Origin of the sequence: Rubrivirga marina, assembly GCF_002283365.1 — a bacterium.
In the GTDB taxonomy this organism is placed as follows: domain Bacteria; phylum Bacteroidota; class Rhodothermia; order Rhodothermales; family Rubricoccaceae; genus Rubrivirga; species Rubrivirga marina.
Genome location: NZ_MQWD01000001.1, coordinates 1,906,766 through 1,931,045, shown reverse-complemented (window position 1 = coordinate 1,931,045; position 24,280 = coordinate 1,906,766). Strand labels below are relative to the sequence as shown.

Sequence of the window (24,280 nt, the reverse complement as noted above, 5' to 3'; positions counted from 1 at the left end):
ACGGCTAGTTATCCCAACAATGGTTTAGCCCCCCTGATGTCTAATCCCATATTAACTCTTGATACATAATCATATCCTGACAAATCTTTTTCTGATGCAAAATTATTCAATGCAAATGATTCATATTCAGCATACTCCCCTATGCGTCTCGCCGGAACACCCGCAACGATGCATCCATCAGGAATAGACTTAGTGACGACTGATCCAGCTGCGACAATTACCCGATCCCCAATTTCGACACCAGGTAATATTATTGTGTTGACCCCTACAAAAACATCGTTACCTATCTTTATACTATTATAAACATAACGTCGTCCCCTCTCGTCTCGAACTAGCCATGCCGATCCATCATGGGTGATAAATTTGACCCCGCTCGTGATGGTGACACGATCTCCGATCGAAGTCAAAAATGGCTCCGACCCGAAACTCGAAGTGTATATCCGACAACCTGTCCCAACTGAGACACCTAGCCACCGGGCATACGCCACCCCTCCCCGTGTCATCAGCAAAAAATAACCGTATAATTTCTTTATGATATTAAACATTCTTCGTATATTCATGTTGTTTGATAAGGAAAAGCGAATAGATTACAGCAAGTACAAAGGCCCCGACAATTCCGCAGATACGTAATAATATAATATCGATAGACTTATTCGTCAGAATCATAACAATCATTATAATAATCGCAAGTAATGCATATAACGTATTTGCGATTCCCGTGGCGTCGATGAAGCCTATGGAAAATTCCCAGCGAATCAGAGAGACAAAACCAAACGCCTGCACCATCGTCGAAGTAGTGACCGCAAGTGCGGCGCCCTGTGTCCCCATCAGGGGCACTAACCAGACGCTTAGCGCGATGTTCATCACAGCGACCGCCACTACGATTCCCGCCCGACCGCGCGATAGACCTGAGTAGTCCAGTGAGAGGCTATAGCTGTCGGCAATGAAGGCGCCCGCGAGATAGATACTCAGGATCTGGACTAGCAGCACTGCGTCCGCGTAGGCTGCCCCGCCGAGCACCAGTAGCACCCAGTCTGCGCAGAAAAAAAGGCTCATCGCCATCGGCACGCCGAGGAGGCTCACCTGCGCGTTCGTGCGGAGTCTTTCGCGGACCGCACGGTTATCAGCGCTCGCCACGGCTCGACCGAACCGGCTCGAGATGACGAAGCTGAATGCGATTGCAGGGCTGCGGAGGAAGTTTACCACGCGGTTTGCCACCTCATACTCCGCCACGGATCCGAGCGTTTGCGCCTTGCCCAACACGAGCAGCGCAATCTGCGAGAAGATAATGTTACTGGAGGCTATAACAAGAAACGGCAGTGCAACCCTGACATAATCCCAAGGTCGGAGCCCGCCCTCCAACGCCGCGTGGGTGGCCTCGCCATCGCTCATTTCGCGCAGGAGACCATAGAGGTAGAAACTGGCTGTGAGCGCCTGTAGAGCGCCATAGTAGAACACGCTCCACCCGATCGACCCCGTCAGCGCATATGGGATGACTGCTCCGACAAGGCGCGCCACAGCCATCCATATGGTCAGCCTAGCAATGCTTCCGAACAAGTCCAGCGTGCGACCGGTCCGGAAATAGTGTTCGCCCGCCACGGTTCCGACGACGAAGAGTGCGATCCCCGCGATAACAGGCAAGCGAGGGCCAATTTCTTCCGAGTACACGAGGACGGCGATGCCGGTGCCGGCAAACCCGAAGACTAGGAGCAGGATAAACTGGACGGCTAGCCCCCTCCGGAACAGAGCGGCGACGGTCTCGGGTGCCCGAATTTGCGCGTCGTTTACAAGCTTCGAAAGCCCGGACGAGAGGCCGAACTGAGCCGCGACAGCGATGACGCCAGAGAGAGACGTGACCAGCGCGAGGAGCCCGTAGTCCTCCTTCGTCATCAGACGCAGCAAGACGAAAAGGGTCCCGAATCCGATGATGGTCTGTCCCATCCGCCCGGAGAAGACCTTGGCAAAGTCCTTCAGCATGCGTTCGAACAGGCCCTAGATCCAAACTGGATTTGGAGCCATGGAAATGTGTCCGGCCCTATCGCAATCAAGAAGGGCGATCGGTGCGGAGAGACCAGCCCGTTTTATCATTATTTTTTGCCAAGCGTCCCTGTAGTAAATTGAGCCATCTCCTTGCCCCTCCTGGTTGATCTAAGATGGAAAACATTCCTCGACTAAAGCGAATGTTAAGTTTTCCAACCGCGCGATCTCCGACGGCACTCTTGCCTACTTCCAACGCCAGACATATATAACGAGCCCGTCCGCACGACCCTTTCGAGGCACCTACGAGCTAGCGGAGGCTCGGTCCTGGACGTACCACGCGACCGTTTTGCGGAGGCCCAACCCGACCGGATGGGTCGGACGGTAGCCGAGCGCCTGATGGGCCGCTGAGGTGTCGGCCAGCGAGTGGCGGACGTCGCCCGGCCGGAAGTCAGCGTAGGCCGGCTCTGGGGTCGCGTCCATGGCGCCCTCGGCCACGAGGCTCTGGCTCATCTCCCGGAACAGGTCGTTCAGCGTCGTCCGGTCTCCCACGGCGATGTTGTACACCGTACCCGTGGCGTCGGAGGCGGTACGTCCGGCGAGCACATTGGCCTGGACCACGTTCGCCACGTAGCAGAAGTCACGGCTCGTCTCGCCGTCCCCGAAGATCGTGCTCGACCGGCCATCGAGCATCTCGTCCATCCACCGCGGGATGACCGCGGCGTAAGGCCCGTCTGGGTCCTGACGCGGCCCAAACACATTGAAGTATCGAAGGCCGACGGTCTCCAGTCCGTAGTGGTCCTGGAACGTCCGGGCGTAGAGCTCGCACACCCGCTTCGAGACGGCGTATGGCGAGAGCGGTGTACCGATTGCCCCCTCCACCTTCGGGAGCCCCGGGTGGTCACCGTAGACCGACGAGGACGAGGCGTAGACGAACCGGCCGACGCCGGCGTCGCGGGCCGCCGTCAGCATGTGGAGCGTCCCGTCGACGTTCACGGCGTGCGTCGTGAGTGGGTCCTTGATTGATCGGGGGACGGACCCGAGGGCCGCCTGGTGGAGGACGAGGTCCACGCCCTCACACGCCTGGCGGCACGCATCGAGGTCCCGGATGTCGCCCTCGACGAAGGTGAACCGGTCGGCGGCCCCCTCCCCCGCCGCCGCGACGGCCTCGTCGAGGTTCCGGCGGTGCCCGGTGGCGAAGCTGTCGAGCCCCACCACGGTCTGCCCGAGCCGGAGGAGCTCCTCCAGCAGGTTGGACCCGATAAAGCCGGCGGCGCCGGTCACCAGCCACGTCCGCGGCTGGCGGCGGAGGCTGTCTCGTACGCTGTCGTAGTGCATCAGACCGTGGCGGCTGCGGCCGGCTCCTGCACCGGGCCGAGGTTCTGCTCCTGACCGGAGAGCCCGACGACCTTCGCGGCCGAGGGTACCGAGCGCATCACGCCGCGGGCGTCCACGACGAGCTTGGCGAGGGCCCCGACGCGCTCGTAGTCTACCGTCTTGTGGTCGGTGATGATCACGACGGCGTCGGCGTCGGCGAGGGCGTCCTCCGTGAGCGGCTGGCTGTGGAGCGGGAGGTCGGCGATCCGCGTGTGGCCGTCGTCGGCAATCGTCGGGCAGTACGGGTCGTGGTACTGAATGTCCGCCCCCTTGTCCTGGAGAAGCTGGATCACCTCGAGGGCCGGGCTCTCCCGGAGGTCGTCGATGTCCCGCTTGTAGGCGATCCCGAGGACGAGGAGCCGACTCCCCTTGACGGCCTTGCCCTCCTCGTTCAGCGCGTCGGCCACCTTGCGGACGACGAAGGCCGGCATCTCGGCGTTGATCTCGCTGGAGAGCTCGATCATCCGCGTCTTAAAGGCCAGCGTCCGCATCTTCCACGAGAGGTAGTGCGGGTCCAGCGGAATGCAGTGGCCGCCGAGGCCCGGCCCCGGCGTGAAGGTCATGAACCCGAACGGCTTGGTGCCCGCCGCCTCGATCACCTCCCACACGTCCACGTCGAGCCGCTCGCAGACCTGCGCCATCTCGTTCGCGAGGGCGATGTTGATCATCCGGAACGTGTTCTCGTAGAGCTTGACGAGCTCCGCGCTCTCCGCGCTCGACACCGGCACGACCGTGTCGAAGATGCGGCCGTAGATGGCCTGCCCCAGCTCCGTGCACGCGGCGGTCAGGCCGCCTAGCACCTTCGGCGTGTTCTTCGTGTGCCAGACGGCGTTGCCAGGGTCCACGCGCTCCGGCGAGAAGCACAGAAAAAAGTCCTCGCCGACGGTGAGCCCGGCCTCCTCCAGTACGGGGAGCATGGCCTCCCGCGTCGTCCCCGGGTACGTCGTCGACTCGAGGATGATGAGCTGCCCGGGCCGGAGGGCGGCGCGGATTGCCCGCGTGGCCGAGACCACGTAGCTGAGGTCGGGGTCCTTCGTCTTGCCGAGCGGCGTCGGCACGCAGATCGAGATCGCGTCACACTCGGCGAGGCGAGACATGTCCGTCGTAGCCGTGATGCGCCCGCTCTCACAGAGTGGGGCCAGTTCCGACGACGGCACGTCGCCGATGTGGCTGTCACCCTCGTTGATCCGATCGGCAACCGACGCGCTCACCTCGAACCCTATGACGCGATAGCCAGCCTTGGCTACTTCGACAGCCAGCGGAAGCCCGACGTAACCGAGGCCGATCACACCGACGCAGGCTTCGCGAGCCTCGATCCGGTCGATGAGAGTTCTGAATGTGGAGCTAGAGTTTGTCATGTAACCTGTCAGGGTGGTTGTCAGAAGCGGTACGGCGCCTCAGGTCCTCGAGCGATCCGACCGCGATGGAGGAAGTGGAACTCGGACCACTTGGCCAAGCCCGCCGCCCTCGGAGCGATCGATTCTCTGCGGGTCAGGCGAGCAAAGTGCGCCGGGGTCGGCCGGGGCGTGGGGCCCCGGCCGACGGAAGTCTGTCGTCACGGAATCGTCTTGTCGACGGCGAGGTCTCCCGTGTTACCGGGCCGGTCCATCGCGACGGCGGTGATCGTGACGGTCGTCCCCGAGGGCACGTCCGTCTGGGCGTCGTAGCGCCAGCGCCACTCGTCGGTGGCAGCCGGCCCCGTCTCCAGGACCCTCCCGCCGTCGTCGGTGAGCGTCACCGTGATGCCCGTGACCTCGACGTCGTCGTGGGCCTGGACGACGATCGGGTCGCCGGTGGTGCCGGTGTAGGCGCTGTCGTCGATGGACGTGACGGTGGGCGCGTTGAGGAAGTCGCCCACGATCACGCTGAAGACCGGATGCTTGCGCTGCTTGGCGATCGCCTCGTAGAACTCGCGGGCCGGCGGGTCGGCCATGACCACGCGGCCGTAGAAGGCGGCATCGCGGAAGCGGGCGCGCTGGGCGGCCTGCCCGGGCGTGGGCGGGCCCTCCGGCGCTTCGGGACGGCGGGAGATGACGGTGTTCCCCTCGTAATTGCGGAACACGATGTCGCCGAAAGCGCCCTGGACGCGGTCGACGATGGGATTGAGCTTGACACGTGCCATGGTAGGCTAGGTCTTGTGGTACAAGGTGCGTCCAGCTCTCTCCGACCAGCGCGTGGCTGAGCTTCGCGGGGCTCTGCAGCGCGCGGCATCGACGTCGGTGTCCCGGGGGATCCTTCGTACTGCCTTCGGGGCCGTCTCGGGGATCCCATCTGCCGGGTGGGCAGATGGGGCGACCGTTAGGAATGTCGAAATCACACGCATGTTCAGAGGCGAGTCTGAGCGCCCCCTAACCCTCAGCCGTCTCCGCAGGTACTCAAGCGGGGCTCGTCTATCCAGCTCCGATGTCACGCGATCGTGCCCCGACCATGGTGCCGCACGTCGATGCCGCCGAATTTTCTGGTCCCGTGCACTCCACAAATCACCGACCATTACGCCCCAAGGAGAAGCCACGGGGCCTGACCGGACCCTTCGAGCCGCCGGGGGGCCGACCGGCGAGCCCGACTGCCAGTAGGGAGGCAAGCGAGCCACCGAGGGGGTCGAGGACAGTCGGCAGAGGGAGCGGGTCGGTCATCGAAGGAAAGAAGCGCATACAGCTTCGCCACGTCAGTCCCATCACGAGGACCGACCGTGCGGACAGACGCAGTGTGCGGGCAGAGAGGCCCCACCTGCGCGCAACCTACCACCAGCCGCCCTGTGGAAAAGGCCTTACTCGCGTCTTAACCGGAAGACGATTCCCGGCGGTTATCCGGCCTTCCCACCCGTCCGCATGACCCAGTCTGCGGGGACCTCGAGGCGGATGGCCTGGCGGACCGACTCGATGAGGATGAAGAGGTAAAACGCTTTCGGCGAGCCCTCTACCGTCCCTCGGGCGCCCTTCAGCGGGCCGGTCGTCACGATCACCTCCGTCCCAGGCGGAACGGCGTCGAGCGCCCGAGCCTCTACGGATTTTGGAAGCCCTTCCAAGGCGCGGAGCATCACGATTTCTGTATTCCGAACCTCAGCGAGTGTCCCTCCAAATGACACCGTCGTAACGACTCCATCGTCCTGGAGGACCGCCAAACGCTCGCGTTCGTCGACATGTGCGAAGAGGTAGCCAGGGAAGAGCGGCTCCTGAATTTTCCTTTTGCGATCCGACCACCGACGGAGGACGGTCCGCAGCGGGAGGCACACGTCGATGCCACCGTCGTTCAGTCGCTCAGCGACCTTCTTCTCGTTTCGGGGCCGCGTGTAGAACACACGCCAGACGCGAGCATGGGGCATCAGAGCTGGAGACGATGGATCAGGAATCGAATCTAGTTCTCGACGGGGGATGTGGGTGCTGCTCGCACCTCTGCGTTGTCAGTCCCTGGACAAGGGATCGCGTAGAAGAGCCGGCCCCGCGCGGACCGGGAGCGCCGGCCCTCCACGAAGGGGGAGGCACGGCGGTCGAGTCCCCGGGTTGGCTGCGCCGTTGCTGCGCGGTGCCGCCTGCGCCGGGACGACGGCAGCGGAATGGCGCACCGTTCCGATTCCCGAACGGCCTTTGAGCACACGAAGGATCTCGTGGGGCTCGGCCGCCTCGCCCATCGAGGCGCTGAGGCAGCCGATCCGAGATCCCTCATCACGTGTCTCCTCGGGATGACAGGAGAGGGAGCGCGACGTCGAGCCCGATGCGGGAGCGTCAATTGGCGAGGCGTTCGATGAGGAGCCCGACGCCAACCAGCGCGGAGACGATGGAGAGTGCGTCTCGGAAAAAGTCTCGTTCGCGCTCGTACGTCACCTGGAGGTCCACGACGTCCCCAGTCTGGAGGGCCGTGGTCTGCCGAGCGTACAGGTCTTCGAGCGCGGCCTCGAAGGCGAGGGCCCCGTCGCGGTACAGGCGAACGATCGCCGAGACCCTCGTCTGGGCCTCTTGCTCGCCCAGCACCCCCGAGCCCCCCGCGAGCGCCACGAGATCCCCGACCGTCGTGCCGGGGTCGACGACGTATCGCCCCGGTGCAGCGAAGGCGCCCGCTGCCGTGACCGCAAACGGGGCGTTTCCCGGCTCCGTGTGAACGTAGTACCCGGGGACCGAGGAGACCAGCCCGACGACCTCGACCACGTCGCCCTCCTGGAGGGCCACGGGCGTCGCTCCAGGCGCGTAGAGCGCCTGGACCTCCCGTTCGAGGAGCAGGGCGTCGTCACGATAGATGCGGGCCGCGGCTCGTCCGGATCGGTCTGCGACCGGACCTCCCGCGAGGGCGAGGAGGTCCGCAGCCGTCGTCCCCTGACGAACGACGTAGCGGCCCGGCGCCTGGAGGGTGCCGACGGCCGTCACGGCGACGACGGGCTCACCGGGCCGGGCGAAGAAGAAGTAGCCGGGCGCCGTCGTCTGGACGTCGCCGAGCTGGCCGTACGACTGGGCGTCGGCGGCCCCCGCCAGCAGGACGGCGAGGGCGATCAGGACTCTACGCATTCCCCTCGTGGCCGTAGGTGTACTTGCGGCCGTAGCGGTAGGCGTACTGGTAGCGGTAGCCGTACTCCTTCGACACGTCGAACCGGTTGAACACCACGCCGAGGACGTCGCCGCCCACGTTGTGGATCTCCTGCACCGCGTGCTCAAGCTCGAAGTCCTTCGTCTGCCCGGCCGCGGCGACCACGACCGTCCCGTCGACCTGGGTCGAGAGGAGGACCGGGTCGGTGGCGGCGAGGACCGGCGGGGCGTCGATGACGACGACGTCGTACGTCTGGCGGAACCCGTCGAGGAGGTCGCGGAACGCCTTCGAGCCGAGGTACTCGGCCGGGTTCGGGACCATCGTCCCCGCCGGGAGCACGTCGAACTCGTCGCCGACGGTGATGTCGCGCTGATCACCCTGGCCGGAGATGTACTCCGAGAGGCCGGGCGTCTTGCTCATCCCGAACAGGCTGTGGACGCGGGGCCGGCGGAGGTCGGCGTCGATGAGGAGCGTCCGCCGGCCGGACTGGGCGATGACGGCGGCGAGGTTGGCGGCCACGGTGCTCTTGCCCTCGCCCGGGCTGGCGCTCGTGACGAGGAGGGTCTGGACGACGGCGTCGGGCTTCGAGAACTGGACGCTCGTCCGGAGCCCGCGGAAGGCCTCCGCTCCGGCCGACATCGGGTACAGGATCGTGACGACGCGCGAGTCGAGGGTCCAGCCCTGGACGGTGACCGCGTCGGCACCGCCGGCGTCCTCCTCGATCAGCTTCGTAACGTCGGGGATGACGCCGAGGATCGGGTGCCCGAGCTCGCGGAGCTGCGTCGGCCGGCGGAGCGTCTGGTCGAGCTGCGCCCGGCCGACGGCCAGCATGACACCGAGCCCGAGGCCGAGGATCAGCCCCAAGATGAGAGTCTGCGGCCGGTTCGGTGCGACGGGGTCCTCAGGCACGTCGGCGGAGCGGACGACCTCGGCGTAGCCGAGCTCGGCGCTCTCGGCCACGCGGGCCTCCTGGAGCCGCTGGTCGAGCCCGAGGGCGAGCCGCTCGGCGCTCTCGCGCTCGCGGATGAGGCGGGCCAGCTCGACGCTCTGCGACGGAATCTGATCGAGGTCGCTCTGGTAGGCCGCGATCCGGTCGTTGAGGATGCTGATCTGGGAGCGGAGTCCCTGGAGCGCCACCTCCGCCTCGGTCAGCCGGTCGCGGAGGGCGGAGAGGCGCGGGAGCCCCTCTGCAGCGGCGTCGACGCCGCCGGCGGCGATGGCCTCCTCCACGAGCTGGTCGCTCCGCTGCTGGACGCGCGTCTCGAGCTGGTCGATCTGGCGGCGGAGCTGGGCCACGTCGGCCGGCACGTCGGAGCGCGACCGGAGGGCGGGGTCGTTGAGGTAGATGGTCTCGAGCCGCTCCCGGAGGGCGGCGAGCCGCTCCTCGTCCTGGCGGAGCTCCCGGGCGGTCCCAGAGCCCATCCGCTGGGCCACGGTCCCCTCGAGGCGGGCGATCTGGGCCCGGAGCTCGGCGATCCGCGACGCCTCCATCCCGGCCTCGACGCGCGCCTGGTCGCGCTCGGCTTGAAGCGCCGCCAGCTGGCTCACGATGTTGGAGGCCTCTTCGTCGAGGCGGACGGCGCCCTCCTCGTCCATGTAAGCCCGGGCGGCCTCCTCGCGAGACCGCAGCTGCGCGGCGACCGAGTCGGCCTGGGACTCGAGGAACTCGCGGCTGGCGGCCACCGAGGCCCGGCTCGAGTTCTGCGTCCGGTCGACGTAGGCCTGGGCGTAGAGTTGAGCGATGAGCGCGGCCTCCTGCGGCGACGTGCTCTTCGCCGCGACGCGAACGCCGTTCGTCCGGTCTCCGCCGTCCTGCTGCACCCGGATGTACTCCGTCACCCGATCGGCGACCTCTTCGACGGAGGCGAGCTCCCCGGTCTCCGTCTCGACCACCGTCAGCGGGGGCGCCTCCTCGCTCGCGGCCTGCGCGAGCAGCGTCGCGGCGACGGCGCGGGGCAGGTCCTCGGCCTTCTGGAGGATGTAAAGCTCGTTGGAGATCCCCTGGTCCTGGACGAAGGGGACCACATCGCTCCCGGTCGGCATCATGCCGCTCAGCCCCCCGCCCGAGCTCGTCTCTACGTAGAGATACGACGACGCCTCGTAGACGTCGGGCGCCGTGACCACGTACGCGGTCACGGGCACGAGGACGGCGGCGACGCAGGCCAGGATGAGCCAGCGCCCCCGGACGACCACGTCGACCCACTCCCGCAGCTGGCTGGCGAGGTCGGCCGGCCGCCGGGGAGGGCCGTAGACGTACCCCGGCCGCGAGTAGTCGGGAGGCGGGGGCGAGGCCCCGAAGGTCTCGGGCGGAAAGGGCTGAGGAGTCGGCATAGATCGGTCGCGCACCGAGCCGCTAGGAAATGAGAGCTCAAACATAAGGGGCTAGACTTCCCTCGGCCGGAGGAGCGTCGACCAATTTATGGGGGTTACTCTGAACGCCCTCCCCACCCCGCGCCCGATTCCCGCGAGATGCCCCGACGACCGTCTGCCCTGCCCGAGCGCTCCGAATCGCTCGGGTCCACGCCCGTTCGTTTCGGCTGGACCGTCGGCGCGCTGACGGCGACGCTCGCCGTCGCGGTCTCCCTCAGCGTGCCCGGGGAATGGATCCCACACGTTGTGCGTTCCGCGGAGTTCACCGCCCACGCCCTGGGTTTCGCCGTGGCATGCGGGCTCTGGGGCCTCCGCCGGCACGCTCGGCTCGGCGTGGTGCTCGCCCTCGGCGTCGTAGCCGCGGTCGGGACGGAGGTACTCCAGCAGGCGGTCGTCCCGCTCCGCTCCGGCTCGGCCTCCGACGCCCTGGCGGACGTCCTCGGCGTCGGGGCCGGCGTCGGGGTGGCGTTCCTGGTCCGCCGGCGACGCGCGTCGCCGGCCTAGAGCGTGCCTGGCCCGAGGCGGACCGAGCCGCGCCCTCTCCCAGCGCGCCGCGCCTCTGGGTGCCGTGAACGCGGCGTTTACCCCGCGAGGCCTACCTTGACTCGACCGACAGCGGACGGAACGTGCGAGGCGGACCACTTCGATCGATGACACCCTGGGCCCCGTGTCACCTCGTCCGCTTCGCCGGGGTCATGGTGCTCGTCTACGGCGTGTGGTTCGTGCTGTACGACCTCTGGATCCTCCCCGACGGCCGGCTCGACGAGGCGCTCTCGCTGTTCGTCGCCTCGGCCACCGGCGCCGTCGTCCGCTTCGGGTCGGACGCCGTCGTCACCGACGGCCGCGTGGTGTGGCTCGGCCCACGAGGGATCGAGGTTGCGGACGGGTGCAACGGGCTGTCCTCGCTGAGCCTGTTCGTCGGGTTCGTGCTCGCCTACCCCGGCGCCTGGATCCGGCGGGCCGTCTTCATCCCGTTGGGCTTGGCGCTCATCGTCGTGGCGAACGTGGCCCGCTGCGTCGTCTTGTTGGCCCTCCTCGGCTGGCGGCCCGACTGGTTCGACGCCGTCCACACCGAGCACTCCGTGTGGGTGTTCTACGCCGTGATCTTCGGCCTGTGGGTGTCGTGGACGCACGTCGGTGACCGCCCCGCCGGCCCGGACCCGGCGGGGGCTCCCGTGTCCCATGCTCGAGCGGCGTAACCGGCCGACATGGGTCCTGCGGGCCGGGGCGATGCTCGGGCTCGTCGTCCTCTATGGACTCGTCCTCCGCCCGGCCCGCCCCCTCCTCACGCACGGGCTCGCCCTCCCGGCCTTCCATGCCGCCGCCGTGGAACGGCCCGGCGCCTTCGACGTCGTCGTCCGGCGGTCGGGCCTCTCCGTGGAGATCTACCGGGCCGGCGATGACGCGGACCGCGCCTTCGCCTCGTGGACGGCGCCGCCGGGCCTGCTCTTCTTGCTCCCCGGCCTGTTCCTCGTGGGCCTGCGGCCGCGACGGCCCTACTGGGCCGTCCTCTTGGCCTGCCACGTGGCGCTCGGCGGGGCCCAGGTCGCGCTCGTCGCAGCCGGCATCGCGTGGTCGGACGCCGTGTTCGAGGCCTACCGATTCTCCCAGACCTACGCCACCGAGGCCGTCGGCCTCGGCGTCCCAGTCCTCCTGTACGTCCTGGCCACACGGGACGGCCTGCGAGAGGACAGCGGGGAGGGGAGCATCGGGACCTAGCCGGCGACCTCAGCCGGACGCCACCCGCCCTCCCACGCCTGAGACCCGATGGGGGCGACGCCCGGGAGCCCGAAAGCCTGCCACGGGGGCGTTCTGCGCCATCGGTGCGACGGAACGACGGGTCGGTGCTCCTCCCTCCCCCTGCGCGTGACGTCCCTGTCTGCCCTCGCCGTCTTCGCCGCCGCGTCTCGCGCCCCGCGCGCTCGCCGGTCTCGAGCGGCGGCTGCAGGCCCAGGCCGTGCTCGACCCCGGCGCCTCGGTCGGCCGCATCGTCCGCCCCTCGTGGCAGACCACCGCCCTCGCCGACTTCACCCCGCTAAATAATATAATGTTTAAAAGTGATAAATTTATATATATTCAAATGCAGAAGACGGGCTGTACCCATATAGCAAAGCTCCTATCTGAATTGTTCGACGGCGAACAATTAGGGAAGCACAATGCAGCGACCCCGGACCAAATACAATCGGACAGACACTTTATCTCCTCGATACGCAACCCGTGGGATTGGTACATCTCGCTTTGGACGTTCGGCGTCCAGGGGAATGGCGGCCTGTTCCAGCGCCTCACGACAAAGAACCTGCTCCCCCACGTCAAGGCGTCGATCTCGAATCCGCGCCGGAATTACCCCGGCTTGGTGAACGAACTCTCCAGGGATGCAAGTTTGTGGACACGCCTGTACGACGACAGTGACAATGTAGAGTCTTTTCGCACGTGGCTCCGCTCAATCCACGACCCCAGCAACAGCTTGAGCATAGGCGAAGGATATGGCAATACGAAGATATCAAGCTTTTGCGGATTCATGACGTACCGATATTTATATCTATGTTGCGCAAACAGTGATCTGTTAGCAAAATCTGTTGCAAACAAATCTGACTTGAAGGACTACGAGAAAGACAATTGTTATATAGATTCATTTATCAGACAAGAATCCTTGGAATGCGATCTGTGTCTTGCCATAGAAAACGTCAGGTCGATATCGCAAGAAGAAAGAGAATTTATATACAAAGCAAAAAAAACCAATACGTCGAAGAGAAGTTTGTCGGCCTCCGATTACTACGACGAAGGGTCGATCGAGCTCGTCCGCAGTCGCGACCGATTGCTGATCGACAAGTTCGACTATTCCCCGCCCAACGAGTAACTGGGCCCTGAAGCGGCCAGGGGACGAGGCCTCCTCCGTGCGTCGGGGCATCGAGACGCGCCGACGGGGAGGGCGGTCCGATGGGGGGTTACCGGTACGGACGCGCTGCACGGAGCAGCCTTCGGGTGCCGCGGGGCGTGGCCGTCAAGCGGGGCAACGCGGCCCGCCTGTCGACCCGCGTCGCCAGCGACCGGTGAACGGACTCGTCGTACGAACGCCGTCCCACACGCGCCTTCGCTCGAGGAGCACCGTGCACAAAAAACGCCCCTTCCGGTGCGAAAAGGGCGTCTTCGATGAGAGCCAACGGTCGGATTTGAACCGACGACCTGCTCATTACGAGTGAGCTGCTCCGAGGCCGGAAGTGGGGGATTCAGCGCTGGCGGTGGAGGTTTCGGCGGCCACGCGGGACGTTGACCGCATGTTGACCGCTGGGGATAGTTAGTCGGCCTGAGAGCCTGCCGGAAAGCTAATCCCCAGACGACCGGACTTGGAGCACCGTGTCGTCAGATCGATGGGGCGTCCCGGAGGTTGAACTCGACCTCGTAGAGCTTGAGGTCAACCCCGTGGGCGCCTCTCAGCGCGTACAGGAGGCCGAGGTCGGCGTCGTGGGCGACGATGAGGCCCCGGACTCCTTCTCCGTCCTCGGCGAGGTGCTCCTCGACCCACCCGACATAGCGGAGAACCTGCCCGATGGTCTGGTCGCTGCTCTGGGCCCGCTTCAGCTCGATGACCAGCCAGTCCCTGGTCCTCCGATGACGGGCGAGGAGGTCGATGCGGCCGACGTCGCAGGGGTACTCATACCCGGCCTCGTCGTCGCCGGGCTCGGCGTGGAGAGCCCACTCGGCCCCGAAGGGGCCGCTGTCCCAGTTGTCGCGGAGGAAGTCATGGAGGTGACGCTCAAGCCCGAACCGGACACCTCCCCCGTTGGGCTCGGCGTCCGCGCTGGGCGCACCTACGGGGGCCGGAGTGGCGGCCTCGGTCGTTTCCAACTGAAGGACTATGTACCACAGCGCGTCGAGAGTCCAGAGGTCGACTCCAACCTCGGCCGTGGTCTTGACCAGAACCTGGTTCACGCGGTCGTACTTCTCTCCGAACGATAGGCCGCGGGCGAACTCCGGCCACAGCCCCACCGCCCTCATGCCCCCCTCCGACGTGCTGTTGAGGACCCCGTACTCGCCGGGGTACGCGACCTGGAGGACAGCCGTGGCGATGGCCCGGCCCATCCCGGTCACCATGTCGACCGCCTCGGTCGCCCTCAACCCGATCGGACGGGACTCGTCGAGGAGGCGTCCAAGAGCCTCGCGGAGCGCGGGCATGTCTGAGCAGATCTTCGGGCCCTGCCGCTCCAGCCCGGTCCAGTGCCGGTTGTTCTTGAAGGCCAGGAAGGCCTGGAACTCCTCGGCGTCAATGGTGGCGACCCGGTCGGGGGTGAACGTCGGTCCGAACCGATCGAGCACATGCTGGCGGGCCTCGATCGCCCGTTCGGCCTCGGGGAACGACGGGACCGAGGCGAGGGCGTCGCGGACCCGGACGAGGGCTGCGGGGTTGAGCGCGTCGATGAGCATGGACGGGTCTTAGGACTCAGGGAGGGCCGAGCTAGCGACGGCGGCGATTCTGTTGATCACAAGAGCGGGGTCCGCGATCGGATCGACGGGGACATAGAGGGCCTCGATCAGGTCGCCGTGGACCTCCACGTCCAGCAGAGCCGTCGTGGAGCCGGGTTCGCCCATGGTGCCTAGCGGACCTGGGGCGGCAACGGCTAACCGGAACAGCGCCGAGAACCCCGACTGAGCCTCGTCGTCGGGCGCCACCAGCACGACTCCCGGCGTGTCGAACGTCCCCGTGAGTCCTGACTGGATCTGGTCGAGGCCGAAAGGCTCACCCGAGGTCGAGTAGCCTCGGAGCCGGACTCTCCCATCGGACTCCATCACCGTCCGGAAGCGGAAAGAAGACGGGGGGCTACTCGACGGCGTTTCGCTGGGAGAACCCACTCGTTCGAGCATGTGGACGAGCACGGCGGCCGGACCACTCAGCACGTAGGCTGCGGCGAACTCGGGTGAACCCGGTAGGTCCGCAAGAACTGACGTCGCCGGTTCCACGGGCGTCTCTTCGCCAGCGGACCCCTGAACAGGCGCTAGGGAACGGCGGACCTCATCAGCAACATCCAACGAGCGACCAATCGCTTCTGCGTGACTCTCCAGCGCTTCGGCGACAACGAGCCTCGCGCCTTCGAGGTCCCACGCCCACATCGCAACCCGGGCTCGGGCTACGCTGGCGGACAGCTCCGCGTAGGTGCTCGAGTATGGCCCGAGCAGCCCCCCAGAGGGGGGATCACCTTGGGTAGTGGAGTCGGGGGGCGGGGGCACTTCCATCGGCCTAACGACCGGTGATGAGGAAGAGGTTGAAGGTCCGTCGGTAGAGGTCCCGGGAGGCGAGGAAGATCACGCTTGGGCCCGGCCCCCGGTTCGTCTTCGCGAGGGCGTCGACCGTCTTCCAGAAGCTGAGCGTCTGCATCGCGGCCTCCTTCAGCGGACCAAGAACGGATGGTTGCTTGGACGGCTTCCCGTTCTTGCGGACCTTGCGCCCGTTGCCGCTCGCTTTCACCTCAACGGGGAGGTAGTCGACCGGCAAGGAAGAGGCCGGGAACAGGCTCTGTAAGGTGCCGCTCGGGTTGACGATGGCGAAGTCGGGAAACCGCTTCTTGTTGCTGATCTTGAGCTGGACGAAGTCGTCCCGACCATGGCCGAGCACGTCGAGGGCGGCGACCAGAAGCGCCTCGCCGATGACCCCAAGCATCCCCCGGTTCGGGGCCTTCACGTCCGCCTTGTGATCCTCCACGACCTGCGGGAGCGCCCCTCCCGGCAGGACGATCGATCCGGGGGGGCGGTCGATCTCGCGAGCGTACTGGGACGCGTGGGGCCCGACGTGGGATATCCACTGGTCGACGTGGAGGTTGGCGAACCGACTCACATCTCGAGGGAGGGCTGCCACCCGGCGAGATGCAGCGGTCGGAACCGCTGCTTGGACTGCATTGCTGATCGGCCCGAGGACGGTCTTCTGCGCCAGACCGACGGCGGCCGCGCGCTTCTTCCCAGCGGGCGTGGAAGCTTTGGCGCGGGCGACCCGCTTCTTGAGCTGGGTGAAGACGGTCCCACCGTCGATGAGGTAGAGCGGATACCCCATCAGTCCCTCGGGAACGTCCGCGCGATGTACCCTACCGCATGTCGAAGCGAGAGCGAGGTCGACGATGGCCCCGTGCGCACGTAAAACGCGTCGGACTCGACCTTATCGGTCAGGTACGTCGGCTCCGGTGCGGGGCGGGCGTCGACGCGGAGGACGCGTTGGCCGCCGAGATCGACGACACGGAACGACAACGACGAAAACGCGGCGACGCCGAGGCTCCGCTCCACGATGTTCTTTAGGTGGAGGAGCATCCGGTCGTCGGAGTCGAACCCGTCGTGGTCGAGCCCAAGCGGTTGACCACCGTCGTCGACGCCGATGAGGAGCGTGCCACCGTCGGTGTTGAGGAACGCGGCGACGGTCTTGAGCACCTCGTGCTCGATGACGCGGTCGGGCACCTGAGGGTTCAGCGCGCGCCGGAGCGTCGACTTGAACTCGACCCGGTCGGACTCGCCCGCCGCCGCGACGCGGGCCGTGTCGGCGTCGTCGGGGGGAGCCTGGGCAGCGTCGGCGAGGACGCCGTACGCCTCCATCACCGCCGCCTTGTACTCGTCCTCGACGAGCGGGAACGTGCCGAGGACGTGCCCGAGCTCCTCGCGCGTGACTCCGTACACGTGGGCGACGCGGGCATCGAGCTCGGCCCGAAGCGCCGCGCGAGCCGAGGGGTCCGTCTCGCCCTCGACGCCGACCTCCGCCGCCAACGGGTCGAACGCCGCGTCGACGCACGTCAGGCGGGCCGCGGCTTCGACAATCGGACGGAAGGCCGGGTCCGCCTCGGTGAGGCGCGGGACCGGCTGGCTCTCGACAAGAAATAAGCTGAGGTGCATCCCGACCTTCAACCGGATGAGCCAATCGAAGACGACAGAGTTGAAGACGGCTAGGAGGTAGAGCTGCTCAGCGTCCGAGACGAGCGGCTTGCCATCGACGTCACGCGTCCAGATCAACGATGCCGTGTGGTCGCAGAAGCGACCGGGAGGCAGGAGCGTCGCGATGGTCGTTCGTTCATCTGTGCTTCGAGCCACATCCCGGAAGGTCAGCCGGAACGTCTGATAGTCGTACGCCTGCTTCTTGTCCACGGTGCCCCGCTTCGTAAGCCGCTCCCGGCCCTCAGCTTCCTCGACCCAATACTGAGGCGACGAGTACGACGGGTCGTACTGGTGGATCGTCTTGCCCTCAACGAGCGGGAGCCGGCCAGGAGCCGGCGTGGAATGGAAGAGGTCGCTGTCGCCCGTCTTGTGCAGCTCGCGATGGAACGAGACCGACCACGCCTCTGGCACCACGTCACCGAGACGGGCGTGCAAGGCAAGCGTATCGGCGATCTGGCGGTCCGTCTCGTTTCGGAACTCGAGAACGGCGTGACTCTGAGGTGAGAGTCGACGTACCAAATCGACCGTCATGTGGACGTGCTCGGACGGGCTTGTCAGGAACGTCTCGATTCGATCCTTCCCAACGGCCTCCCGCGGGTTGAGCCTGAAGGCCGCGTTGAATGCCTCGGTTTGACCGTCTCTCTGAAACGTGAGGACGGTGAACTTGAACGAATGGTGGACGTCGTCGAAGAGGTAGCGCTCGTTCGAGAGGCCGAACAGGCTGTCGACTCGGCTCTGCTCGAAGAGCATGGTGCGGAGGCCTTTCGAGCTCAAGTCGGAGTAGATCCCGCTCGGCACGATGATGCCGCACCGCCCTCCCGGTCGGAGGAGTCGCCAGCTGCGCTCGACGAACAGCTGGTACAGGTTGAGGTCGCTCGACACCTTCCGTCCGTTGGCCGTCGACCGTTGGTGCGAGAAGTCTGCGGACGACCGGAAGTACGACTTCTGGTACGGGAAGGTGCTGAGGTAGTCGAGGTAGGCGGCCCGGACGTCGTCCCGCTTCATGAGCGCCCTCTTCTCCTTCCGGAAGTCCTCGATCGCCATGTTGTTCTTCGTGACCACGTCGGCGTAGGCCATGAAGAACTCCTTGTCCTCGGGCTTCAACTTGTCCCACGGCGGGTTGGCGAGGATCCCGTGGAAGCCGCCCCCGGCGAGGACCTCGGCGAACTCGAACCCCCAGTGGAACGGCTCGAGCGCGGCCACGTGGTCGACGCGGAGGTCCTCCCTCTCGTACCGGACCTTCCCGCCGGCGAGCGTCGCCCGCTCGTACCTCACGCCGAGGCCGACCATCTCCGCCGCGAGGACGTGGTCGAGCCGGGGCTGGGCCTCGGCCCGGAGCGCCTGGATCTCGTCGCGCGTCCGCTGGAGGTCGACCGTGGGGTCGAGCCCCGTCGCCCTCCGGTACCGCTCCGTCTTGGCGTTCTTGTCGTGGACGAGCTCGGGGTACGGCCGACCGAACAGGTCGTTCTGGGCGTACCGCTTGACGTCCTCGCCCGAGACCTGGAGGAGCCCGACGAGGCTGTTCCCCGCCATCACGTTGTAGTCGACGTTCGGGAGCGGCTCGAGCTCGTCGACCGTCTGCGCGCTGGCGACGAGCGCGAGGAACAGCCGGAGCTTCGCGATCTCCGTCGCCTCCTCCATGAGGTCGACGCCGAACAGGTTCTCCGTGATGACCTTCCGCTTGAGGAAGTAGGCGAGCGAGGGGTGGCCGGCCTCGGCGTCGCGGATCCAGTCTCGGAGGTCGCCGTCGGACGACAGCTTGGCCCGGCCGACGACGGCCTGGTAGACCTGGAGGAGCTTCTTGAGCGCGGCCACGAGGAACGCGCCGGACCCGCACGCCGGGTCGAGGAGACGGAGGCCGGGGAGGACGTCGAAGAGGAGCCGGGCACAGAGCCGGTCGTCGAGCCCGACGAGGAGGTCGTTGACCGACTCGAACCGGTGCGGCGATGTGGCCGACGAGGACGGTGCGGCGTCGGCGGCCGGGCGGCCGTTGACGGCGTCGAGGAGGAGCCCGTCGATCGTCCGGTCGCAGAGGTACTCCGTGATCTCCGGCCGCGTGTAGTAGGCCCCGAACGCCTTCTGGTTGATGTACTTCTCGAAGATGTAGCCGAGGACGTCCGGGTTGAGGAAGTCCCGGCTCCGGCTCCCGTCGGGCCGCTCCTCGGGGTCGAGGTACCAGTCGTACTGGCCGAACACGTCGAGGAGGCTCTCGAACGCCTCGTCCGGCACGTCGAGCGCGCCGTCGTACCGCTGCTCAACCTCGTGCTTGAGGAAGAGGCCGCCGTTGAGGTAGGGGACGCGGCCGATCCGGGCGACGACCTCGGGGTCCCGCTGGTCCTCGCGCGTCGCGAGCCCCTGGAAGAAGAGGGCCTGGACGAGCTCCTGGAAGTACCCCTGGTAGAACGAGTCCTCGCCCAGCCGCGCCTTGCTCTCCCTCAGCTTGTCCTCGAGGTAGTACCGGTTCCCGCCGTCGAGGAAGCCCTTCTTCTGGAGGAAGTACACGAACATCAGCCGCGTGAGGAGGACCGACGCGTACCACCGCTTGTCGCCCTCGTCCGGGATCCCCTCGATGGCCGCGATCAGCGCGTCGTGCTCGCGCTGGAAGGCCCTGTAGAACTTCTTCGTGACGCCCTCGACGTCGAGCGCCCGGCGGACGCGCTCGGTCGCCTTGAGGAGCGGGAGCCGGCCCTCCTCGTCGAAGTCGGCCACCTCGAACAGGAGGCCGGCCAGCTTCGACAGGAAGAGGTCGACCGGCTGGTCCCTCGCGTAGAGGTGGGACCGGACGACGAGCTTGCCGCCCTCGCGGCGGACGTAGGTCCAGAGGCTCCGGGTCCGGGCCGCGTCGACGAAGATGAGGACGGGCTCGCCGAACAATTGCTCCATCTCGGCCACGACCGCGCGCCGGGCCTGGGCGTCGGGGACGCCGCCGTCCTCGGACTCGACGACGAACGCGTGGACGCCGCCGGCCGTGGCGACCTGCCGCCACGTGTAGGTCCGCCCGGCGGCCTCGACCTCGTTCGCCCCGCGAAGCTCGGGACGGCTCCAGGCGAGCTCCTCCCGGAACAGCTCCTCGAAGTCGTGGGCGTCGAGGAGGCGGCGGACGCGGCGGGGGTCGAGGGTCATGCGGGGTCGGCGGGGGCGTACCCGGCGGGCGCGAGGCCGACCGAGCAGATGATCTGGGCCGTCCCCTCCTCGTCGGGGTTGAGGTGCTGGACGAGGTCGCCCGCGTCGCGGAGCTCGGCGACGGCGCCGGCGAAGGCCCGCCCGTCGAGCCCGTGCGAGAGGTGGCGCTTGAGCGTGGCCTCGGCCATCTCGGTCAGCGGCGCGCGGTAGACCTCCTCGATGGCCCGGTCGAGGTCGGGCGTCTGGAACAGCGACCCCTCGATCTCGCGGGCGTACGCCTTGAGCCGGTGGTACGTCCGGGCGCGGACGCTCGACGGGCGCCCGAGCTGGCCCCCGGGCTTCCCCCCCTCCCGGAGGAGGCCCCGGACGCCCTTCTCGACGAGCGCGTGGTGGTCGTCCGTCCGGGGGAGCGCGGGCGCGTCCGGCTCGCACCGCGCGGCGCGGAGGATCTCGAACTGGCTCTCGGTCACGCGCTCGCCCCGGCGGTTGACCCACGTCAGCGCGTCGTACCCCTCGGCCGTCCGGAGGTAGACGAGGGCCCCGGGCTCCCGGTCCGGGCCGGCCATCTGCGTCGCGTAGACGACCGGCGGGAGGGCCTCGACGGCGTCCTTGAGCGCCGGGTCCTCGTCGGTCGCCTCGGTCCAGATCTGGTAGGCCTGGCTCGCGAGGTCGACGTCCTCGTCCGGCGCGTCGTCGAGGACCCCGGCCTTCTCGTTGTACAGGTCGCGGAGGAACGTCCGGCCGGCGCTGTCCTCGAAGAAGAGCTCGTCGGACCCGATGACCTCGTCGTTCGCCGCGAGCCGCTGCTGGACCCGGCCCCGGAGGTTGATGATCCGCTCGACGCCCTCGGCCGGGAGGAACGAGTACGCCAGGATCCGCTCGGCCTGCTGGCCGATCCGGTCGACGCGGCCGGCACGCTGGACGAGCCGGATGATGGCCCACGGGAGGTCGTAGTTCACGACGACGTGGGCGTCCTGGAGGTTCTGGCCCTCCGAGAGGACGTCGGTCGTCACGAGCACGCGGGTCTGGAGGTCGGCCGGGACCGCCGCGTCGTTGCTGACGGGGCTGAACCGGACGGCCTCCTCCGTCGGATCCTCCGTCGCCCCCGTCACGCCGACGACGCGCTGTACCCCGCCGGCCCGCAGGTGCCCGACGAGGTAGTCGACGGTGTCGGCGAACTGGCTGAACACGAGGACCTTCTCGTCGGGGTGGTCCTCGACGAGGAGCCGGCGGAGCCGGTCGAGCTTCGGGTCGCGCGCGGGGTCCCAGTCGCCGACGCGGCCGAGGAGCCCGATGAGCGCCTCGCTGTCGGCCCGGAGGTCCCGGGCGAGCTCGGGGCCGAACAGGTCGGACCGGAGCCACGTGAAGTGCCGCGTGTTGAGCGACCGGTACGCCTCGTACGTCCGGGCCGCGGCCCCCTCGAACGCGGCGTGGCCGACCCGGAGCGCTCCGCCGGCCAGCGCCTCGCCCTCGCGGTCCTCGCCGCCCGTCGCGGCCAGGCTGTCGGCGTCCTCGTCGTTCCGGCCGAGGTCGAGGAGCGCGGCGTCCTGCGACCCGATCGGCAGCGGGAGCCCGTTCTCGATCGCGTGGATGTAGACGTAGTTCCGGAGGACGTGGCGCTCGACCGAGAGGAGGAACGCGTGGCCGCTCGACTCGAGCCGCTTGAACAGGTTCGTCTTCGTGAACCCGGCCAGCCGCGTGCCGGCCCGCGAGAGTCCGTCGAGGACCTCCACCTCGGCCGGCGTCGGGAGCGGCCGCGGGGCCGGGCGGGCGTAGGCGCCCAGGCCGTACCGCGGGAGGCGGAGGCCCGCGACGGTGTCGACCGCGTCGTCGCCGTACAGCGCGGCGGCCGGGTCCGCGTCGTCGTCGGCGAGCCCGTCGCCGTAGGGGAGGTTGAGCGGGACGCGCTCGGGGAAGTACGACTTCGTCCCGTCGGGGTAGAGGAGGTACCTCCGCCCGCCGTCGTCGAGCGCGTAGTGCTCCTTGATGAACGACCGGGTCCGGCGGACGAGGAAGAGCCGCATGAGCTCGCGCCAGTCGTCCGGGTGCGGGCTCCTCTCGAACGCGGCCAGTGTCCGGGGCTGGACCTGGTACCTCCGCTCGAACTGGGCGTCGCCGATCTCGCGGAGCAGGGCCTCCGGGCGGACGCCGAGGTCCCGGTCCGGCGGGACGAACAGGCGGAGCTGGTTCGAGAGGTCCTCGTAGGCCTTGTTGTACGGCGTGGCCGTGAGGAGGACGCACCGGGCGTCGTGGGCCTGGACGTAGTCCCGGATGGCCCGGTACCGCTTGCCCTCTCGGTTCCGGAGGTTGTGGCTCTCGTCGATCACGACGAGGTCGTACGGCTCGAGGTCGGGGAGCCGCGTGAGGACCTCGGTGATGGAGAGGACGCGGGCGCCGCGGAGCCCGTACCGCCTCCGGTACCCGTCCCACATCCGGACGAGGTTCTTCGGGCAGATGACGAGCGTCCGGAGCCGCATCTCGTCCTGGAAGACCCGGGCGAGGGCCGTCGCCATCATCGTCTTCCCGAGGCCGACGACGTCGCCGAGGAGGACGCCGTACCTGCGCGAGAGGTGGCGGGCGGCGAGGCTCACCGCGGCGGCCTGGTAGTCGAACAGCTCGCGCTCGAACACGTCCGGGAGCGCGAACTCGGCCAGACCGAGCCGGGCCTCCTGCGAGAGGTGGTAGGCCACCTTGAGGTAGAGGTGGTACGGCCGGACGGGCTCATCGCGGGCCCAGCTCTCCTCGATGAGGGCGAGGAGCTCGGCGCTGATGTCGAGGCAGAACCGGTCGGCCCACCGGGCCTCGAACCACCGGGTCAGCTTCGCCGCGGCGTCGCCGTCAAGGACGTCGATGTTCAGTTCGCCCTGGCCGCGGAGCCCCGAGAACGTCAGGTTGCTGGAGCCAAGGTAGGCGACGGTCGGCAGGACCGGGTTGTCCGGCGTGTGGCAGAGGTAGAGCTTGGCGTGGAGCCGGTACCGCGTGTGGAGCTTGACGGTCACCTTGCCCTCGCCGAGCTGGCGGGCTAGGAGCCGGAGCGCCCGCTCGTCGGCGTTCGACGGGGACCCGAGCGTGAGCTGCTCCTTGAACTCCTCGGCCAGCCGCCGCTTGAGCCGGACGGCCTCGCCCATGTCGACGCCGTCGCCGTCGCGGTCGAGCCGAAGGGCCTCCTTGAGCTCGCCCGACTCGCTCCGGTGCATCCCGACGATGATCCGGCACTGCCGGCCCTCGCCGCCGGCCACCGCCTCGACGTGGGGCCCGATATGGCGCCAGCCGCGGAGGTTGAAGTACCCCACGCAGAGGTCCGCGCGCTCGGATCGGCCCAAGGACCGCTGCAAGTCCGGCAGCAGGTCCAGGTCGATGTTGTCGAAGATGCGCGGCACGTCGGAGGGCTCGATCGGCCGGTGAAGTTAGACGCAGCCGTGCGTCCCCGGCGTCGCTCCGGACTCACCGCTCGGACCGCCGAATGACGCCGCTCACAGTGCTCGCCCGGACGCCACAGAGCCCACGGGGGCCGGCCGCCCTGCGGCACCCGCCGCGCTACCAGCCCCAGATCTTCCCGGCCTCGATGAGCGAGACGGTCGACCGGTCGACGCCGTACTCCGCCGCGAGTTCGCGCTGCGTGGGCCGGTCGGCCGCGGACCGGCGCGCCCGGATCTCGTCCGCCTGCCGACGGGACAGCTTGCTCGGCCCGCGCTCCCTCTCCCCCATCGCCCGCATGTTGCCCAAGTGGTCGGTGAGCTCTAGGTGCTCGGGCCGCACGCACGCCGGGTTGTCGCAGAGGTGGTCGATCTCGTCGCCCGGCTCGAACCGGTGGCCGTCGAAGACGAGCGGCCAGCGGTAGGCGTAGTCGCGGACGCCCGCCGCGGAGAAGCGGCCCCGCCCCTCGGCGTTGAGCGCGCCGGTCCACGGCCAGCACCCGTCGGGCGTCGTCTCCGTGTCGACCCGGGACCAGAACCGGTCCCGGTCGGTCTCCGCCACGACGACGGTCACGCCGGTGAGGGTCTCGCGTCGCACG

Annotated in this window: 18 protein-coding genes and 1 tRNA gene; 4 read left to right on the top strand and 15 right to left on the bottom strand. The window is 67.5% G+C overall.

Annotated features, from left to right (window positions below):
• Nucleotides 1–8 precede the first annotated feature (8 nt).
• The 8 genes from BSZ37_RS07965 to BSZ37_RS07930 form a co-directional block, all read right to left on the bottom strand.
• Nucleotides 9–407: an acyltransferase gene (locus BSZ37_RS07965; protein WP_245838616.1), complete on the bottom strand. Its 399-nt coding sequence runs from the start codon at nucleotides 405–407 to the stop codon at nucleotides 9–11.
• 130 nt (nucleotides 408–537) lie between these two features.
• The gene (locus tag BSZ37_RS07960; RefSeq protein WP_095510044.1) at nucleotides 538–1,977 is read right to left on the bottom strand and encodes a lipopolysaccharide biosynthesis protein; all 1,440 of its coding nucleotides are present in this window, start codon (nucleotides 1,975–1,977) and stop codon (nucleotides 538–540) included.
• Nucleotides 1,978–2,280: 303 nt separating this feature from the next.
• A complete protein-coding gene (locus BSZ37_RS07955) occupies nucleotides 2,281–3,315 on the bottom strand; it encodes an SDR family oxidoreductase (protein ID WP_095510043.1) in 1,035 nt (344 codons plus the stop codon).
• Nucleotides 3,315–4,712 carry a nucleotide sugar dehydrogenase gene (locus BSZ37_RS07950; protein WP_095510042.1) on the bottom strand — a complete coding sequence of 466 codons (1,398 nt, stop codon included), beginning with the start codon at nucleotides 4,710–4,712 and terminating at the stop codon, nucleotides 3,315–3,317. The genes BSZ37_RS07955 and BSZ37_RS07950 overlap by 1 nt, the downstream gene beginning before the upstream one ends.
• Nucleotides 4,713–4,909: 197 nt before the next feature.
• A complete protein-coding gene (locus BSZ37_RS07945; RefSeq protein ID WP_095510041.1) occupies nucleotides 4,910–5,476 on the bottom strand; it encodes a hypothetical protein in 567 nt (188 codons plus the stop codon).
• 681 nt (nucleotides 5,477–6,157) lie between these two features.
• A complete protein-coding gene (locus BSZ37_RS07940; RefSeq protein ID WP_095510040.1) occupies nucleotides 6,158–6,676 on the bottom strand; it encodes a UpxY family transcription antiterminator in 519 nt (172 codons plus the stop codon).
• Nucleotides 6,677–7,076: 400 nt separating this feature from the next.
• On the bottom strand, nucleotides 7,077–7,850 hold the full coding sequence (locus tag BSZ37_RS07935) for an SLBB domain-containing protein (protein WP_095510039.1): 774 nt from the start codon (nucleotides 7,848–7,850) through the stop codon (nucleotides 7,077–7,079).
• Nucleotides 7,843–10,200 carry a polysaccharide biosynthesis tyrosine autokinase gene (locus BSZ37_RS07930; protein ID WP_218830436.1) on the bottom strand — a complete coding sequence of 786 codons (2,358 nt, stop codon included), beginning with the start codon at nucleotides 10,198–10,200 and terminating at the stop codon, nucleotides 7,843–7,845. Before BSZ37_RS07930 ends, BSZ37_RS07935 begins: the two co-directional genes overlap by 8 nt.
• A gap of 138 nt (nucleotides 10,201–10,338) precedes the next feature.
• Here BSZ37_RS07930 and BSZ37_RS07925 point away from each other — a divergent pair, with 138 nt between their 5' ends.
• From BSZ37_RS07925 to BSZ37_RS21490, 4 genes are all read left to right on the top strand, one after another.
• Nucleotides 10,339–10,743: a VanZ family protein gene (locus BSZ37_RS07925; RefSeq protein ID WP_095510037.1), complete on the top strand. Its 405-nt coding sequence runs from the start codon at nucleotides 10,339–10,341 to the stop codon at nucleotides 10,741–10,743.
• Nucleotides 10,744–10,889: 146 nt separating this feature from the next.
• On the top strand, nucleotides 10,890–11,438 hold the full coding sequence (locus BSZ37_RS07920; protein WP_095510036.1) for an archaeosortase/exosortase family protein: 549 nt from the start codon (nucleotides 10,890–10,892) through the stop codon (nucleotides 11,436–11,438).
• Nucleotides 11,422–11,958 (top strand): hypothetical protein, encoded by a 537-nt coding sequence (locus BSZ37_RS07915; protein ID WP_095510035.1) that lies wholly within the window; start codon nucleotides 11,422–11,424, stop codon nucleotides 11,956–11,958. The genes BSZ37_RS07920 and BSZ37_RS07915 overlap by 17 nt, the downstream gene beginning before the upstream one ends.
• 238 nt (nucleotides 11,959–12,196) lie before the next feature.
• Entirely contained in the window at nucleotides 12,197–13,096 is a 900-nt protein-coding gene (locus BSZ37_RS21490) for a hypothetical protein (protein WP_143537594.1), read from the top strand.
• Nucleotides 13,097–13,394: 298 nt separating this feature from the next.
• Here BSZ37_RS21490 and BSZ37_RS21955 read toward each other — a convergent pair.
• The 7 genes from BSZ37_RS21955 to BSZ37_RS07885 all read right to left on the bottom strand — a co-directional run bounded on the left by BSZ37_RS21955 (nucleotide 13,395) and on the right by BSZ37_RS07885 (nucleotide 24,279).
• Nucleotides 13,395–13,477 (bottom strand) — tRNA-Thr (locus BSZ37_RS21955).
• Between the two features lie 122 nt (nucleotides 13,478–13,599).
• On the bottom strand, nucleotides 13,600–14,553 hold the full coding sequence (locus BSZ37_RS07910; RefSeq protein ID WP_179299522.1) for an endonuclease NucS domain-containing protein: 954 nt from the start codon (nucleotides 14,551–14,553) through the stop codon (nucleotides 13,600–13,602).
• 117 nt (nucleotides 14,554–14,670) lie between these two features.
• Nucleotides 14,671–15,345, bottom strand: a complete 675-nt coding sequence (locus BSZ37_RS21485; protein ID WP_143537593.1) for a hypothetical protein — start codon at nucleotides 15,343–15,345, stop codon at nucleotides 14,671–14,673.
• Nucleotides 15,346–15,472: 127 nt separating this feature from the next.
• Complete coding sequence (locus BSZ37_RS07900) at nucleotides 15,473–16,279, bottom strand: hypothetical protein (RefSeq protein WP_095510032.1); 807 nt, start codon at nucleotides 16,277–16,279, stop codon at nucleotides 15,473–15,475.
• Nucleotides 16,279–20,265 (bottom strand): ATP-binding protein, encoded by a 3,987-nt coding sequence (locus tag BSZ37_RS07895; protein WP_095510031.1) that lies wholly within the window; start codon nucleotides 20,263–20,265, stop codon nucleotides 16,279–16,281. Before BSZ37_RS07895 ends, BSZ37_RS07900 begins: the two co-directional genes overlap by 1 nt.
• The gene (locus tag BSZ37_RS07890; protein ID WP_095510030.1) at nucleotides 20,262–23,645 is read right to left on the bottom strand and encodes a helicase-related protein; all 3,384 of its coding nucleotides are present in this window, start codon (nucleotides 23,643–23,645) and stop codon (nucleotides 20,262–20,264) included. Before BSZ37_RS07890 ends, BSZ37_RS07895 begins: the two co-directional genes overlap by 4 nt.
• A gap of 157 nt (nucleotides 23,646–23,802) precedes the next feature.
• Nucleotides 23,803–24,279 (bottom strand): HNH endonuclease, encoded by a 477-nt coding sequence (locus tag BSZ37_RS07885; protein ID WP_095510029.1) that lies wholly within the window; start codon nucleotides 24,277–24,279, stop codon nucleotides 23,803–23,805.
• Nucleotide 24,280: the final 1 nt, after the last annotated feature.

Coding starts and splice junctions, on each gene's coding strand:
- BSZ37_RS07960 (WP_095510044.1), bottom strand. CDS start 1,977: ATGCTGAAGGACTTTGCCAAGGTCTTCTCCGGGCGGATGGGACAGACC.
- BSZ37_RS07955 (WP_095510043.1), bottom strand. CDS start 3,315: ATGCACTACGACAGCGTACGAGACAGCCTCCGCCGCCAGCCGCGGACG.
- BSZ37_RS07950 (WP_095510042.1), bottom strand. CDS start 4,712: ATGACAAACTCTAGCTCCACATTCAGAACTCTCATCGACCGGATCGAG.
- BSZ37_RS07945 (WP_095510041.1), bottom strand. CDS start 5,476: ATGGCACGTGTCAAGCTCAATCCCATCGTCGACCGCGTCCAGGGCGCT.
- BSZ37_RS07940 (WP_095510040.1), bottom strand. CDS start 6,676: ATGCCCCATGCTCGCGTCTGGCGTGTGTTCTACACGCGGCCCCGAAAC.
- BSZ37_RS07935 (WP_095510039.1), bottom strand. CDS start 7,850: ATGCGTAGAGTCCTGATCGCCCTCGCCGTCCTGCTGGCGGGGGCCGCC.
- BSZ37_RS07930 (WP_218830436.1), bottom strand. CDS start 10,200: ATGCCGACTCCTCAGCCCTTTCCGCCCGAGACCTTCGGGGCCTCGCCC.
- BSZ37_RS07925 (WP_095510037.1), top strand. CDS start 10,339: ATGCCCCGACGACCGTCTGCCCTGCCCGAGCGCTCCGAATCGCTCGGG.
- BSZ37_RS07920 (WP_095510036.1), top strand. CDS start 10,890: ATGACACCCTGGGCCCCGTGTCACCTCGTCCGCTTCGCCGGGGTCATG.
- BSZ37_RS07915 (WP_095510035.1), top strand. CDS start 11,422: ATGCTCGAGCGGCGTAACCGGCCGACATGGGTCCTGCGGGCCGGGGCG.
- BSZ37_RS21485 (WP_143537593.1), bottom strand. CDS start 15,345: ATGTGGGCGTGGGACCTCGAAGGCGCGAGGCTCGTTGTCGCCGAAGCG.
- BSZ37_RS07900 (WP_095510032.1), bottom strand. CDS start 16,279: ATGGGGTATCCGCTCTACCTCATCGACGGTGGGACCGTCTTCACCCAG.
- BSZ37_RS07895 (WP_095510031.1), bottom strand. CDS start 20,265: ATGACCCTCGACCCCCGCCGCGTCCGCCGCCTCCTCGACGCCCACGAC.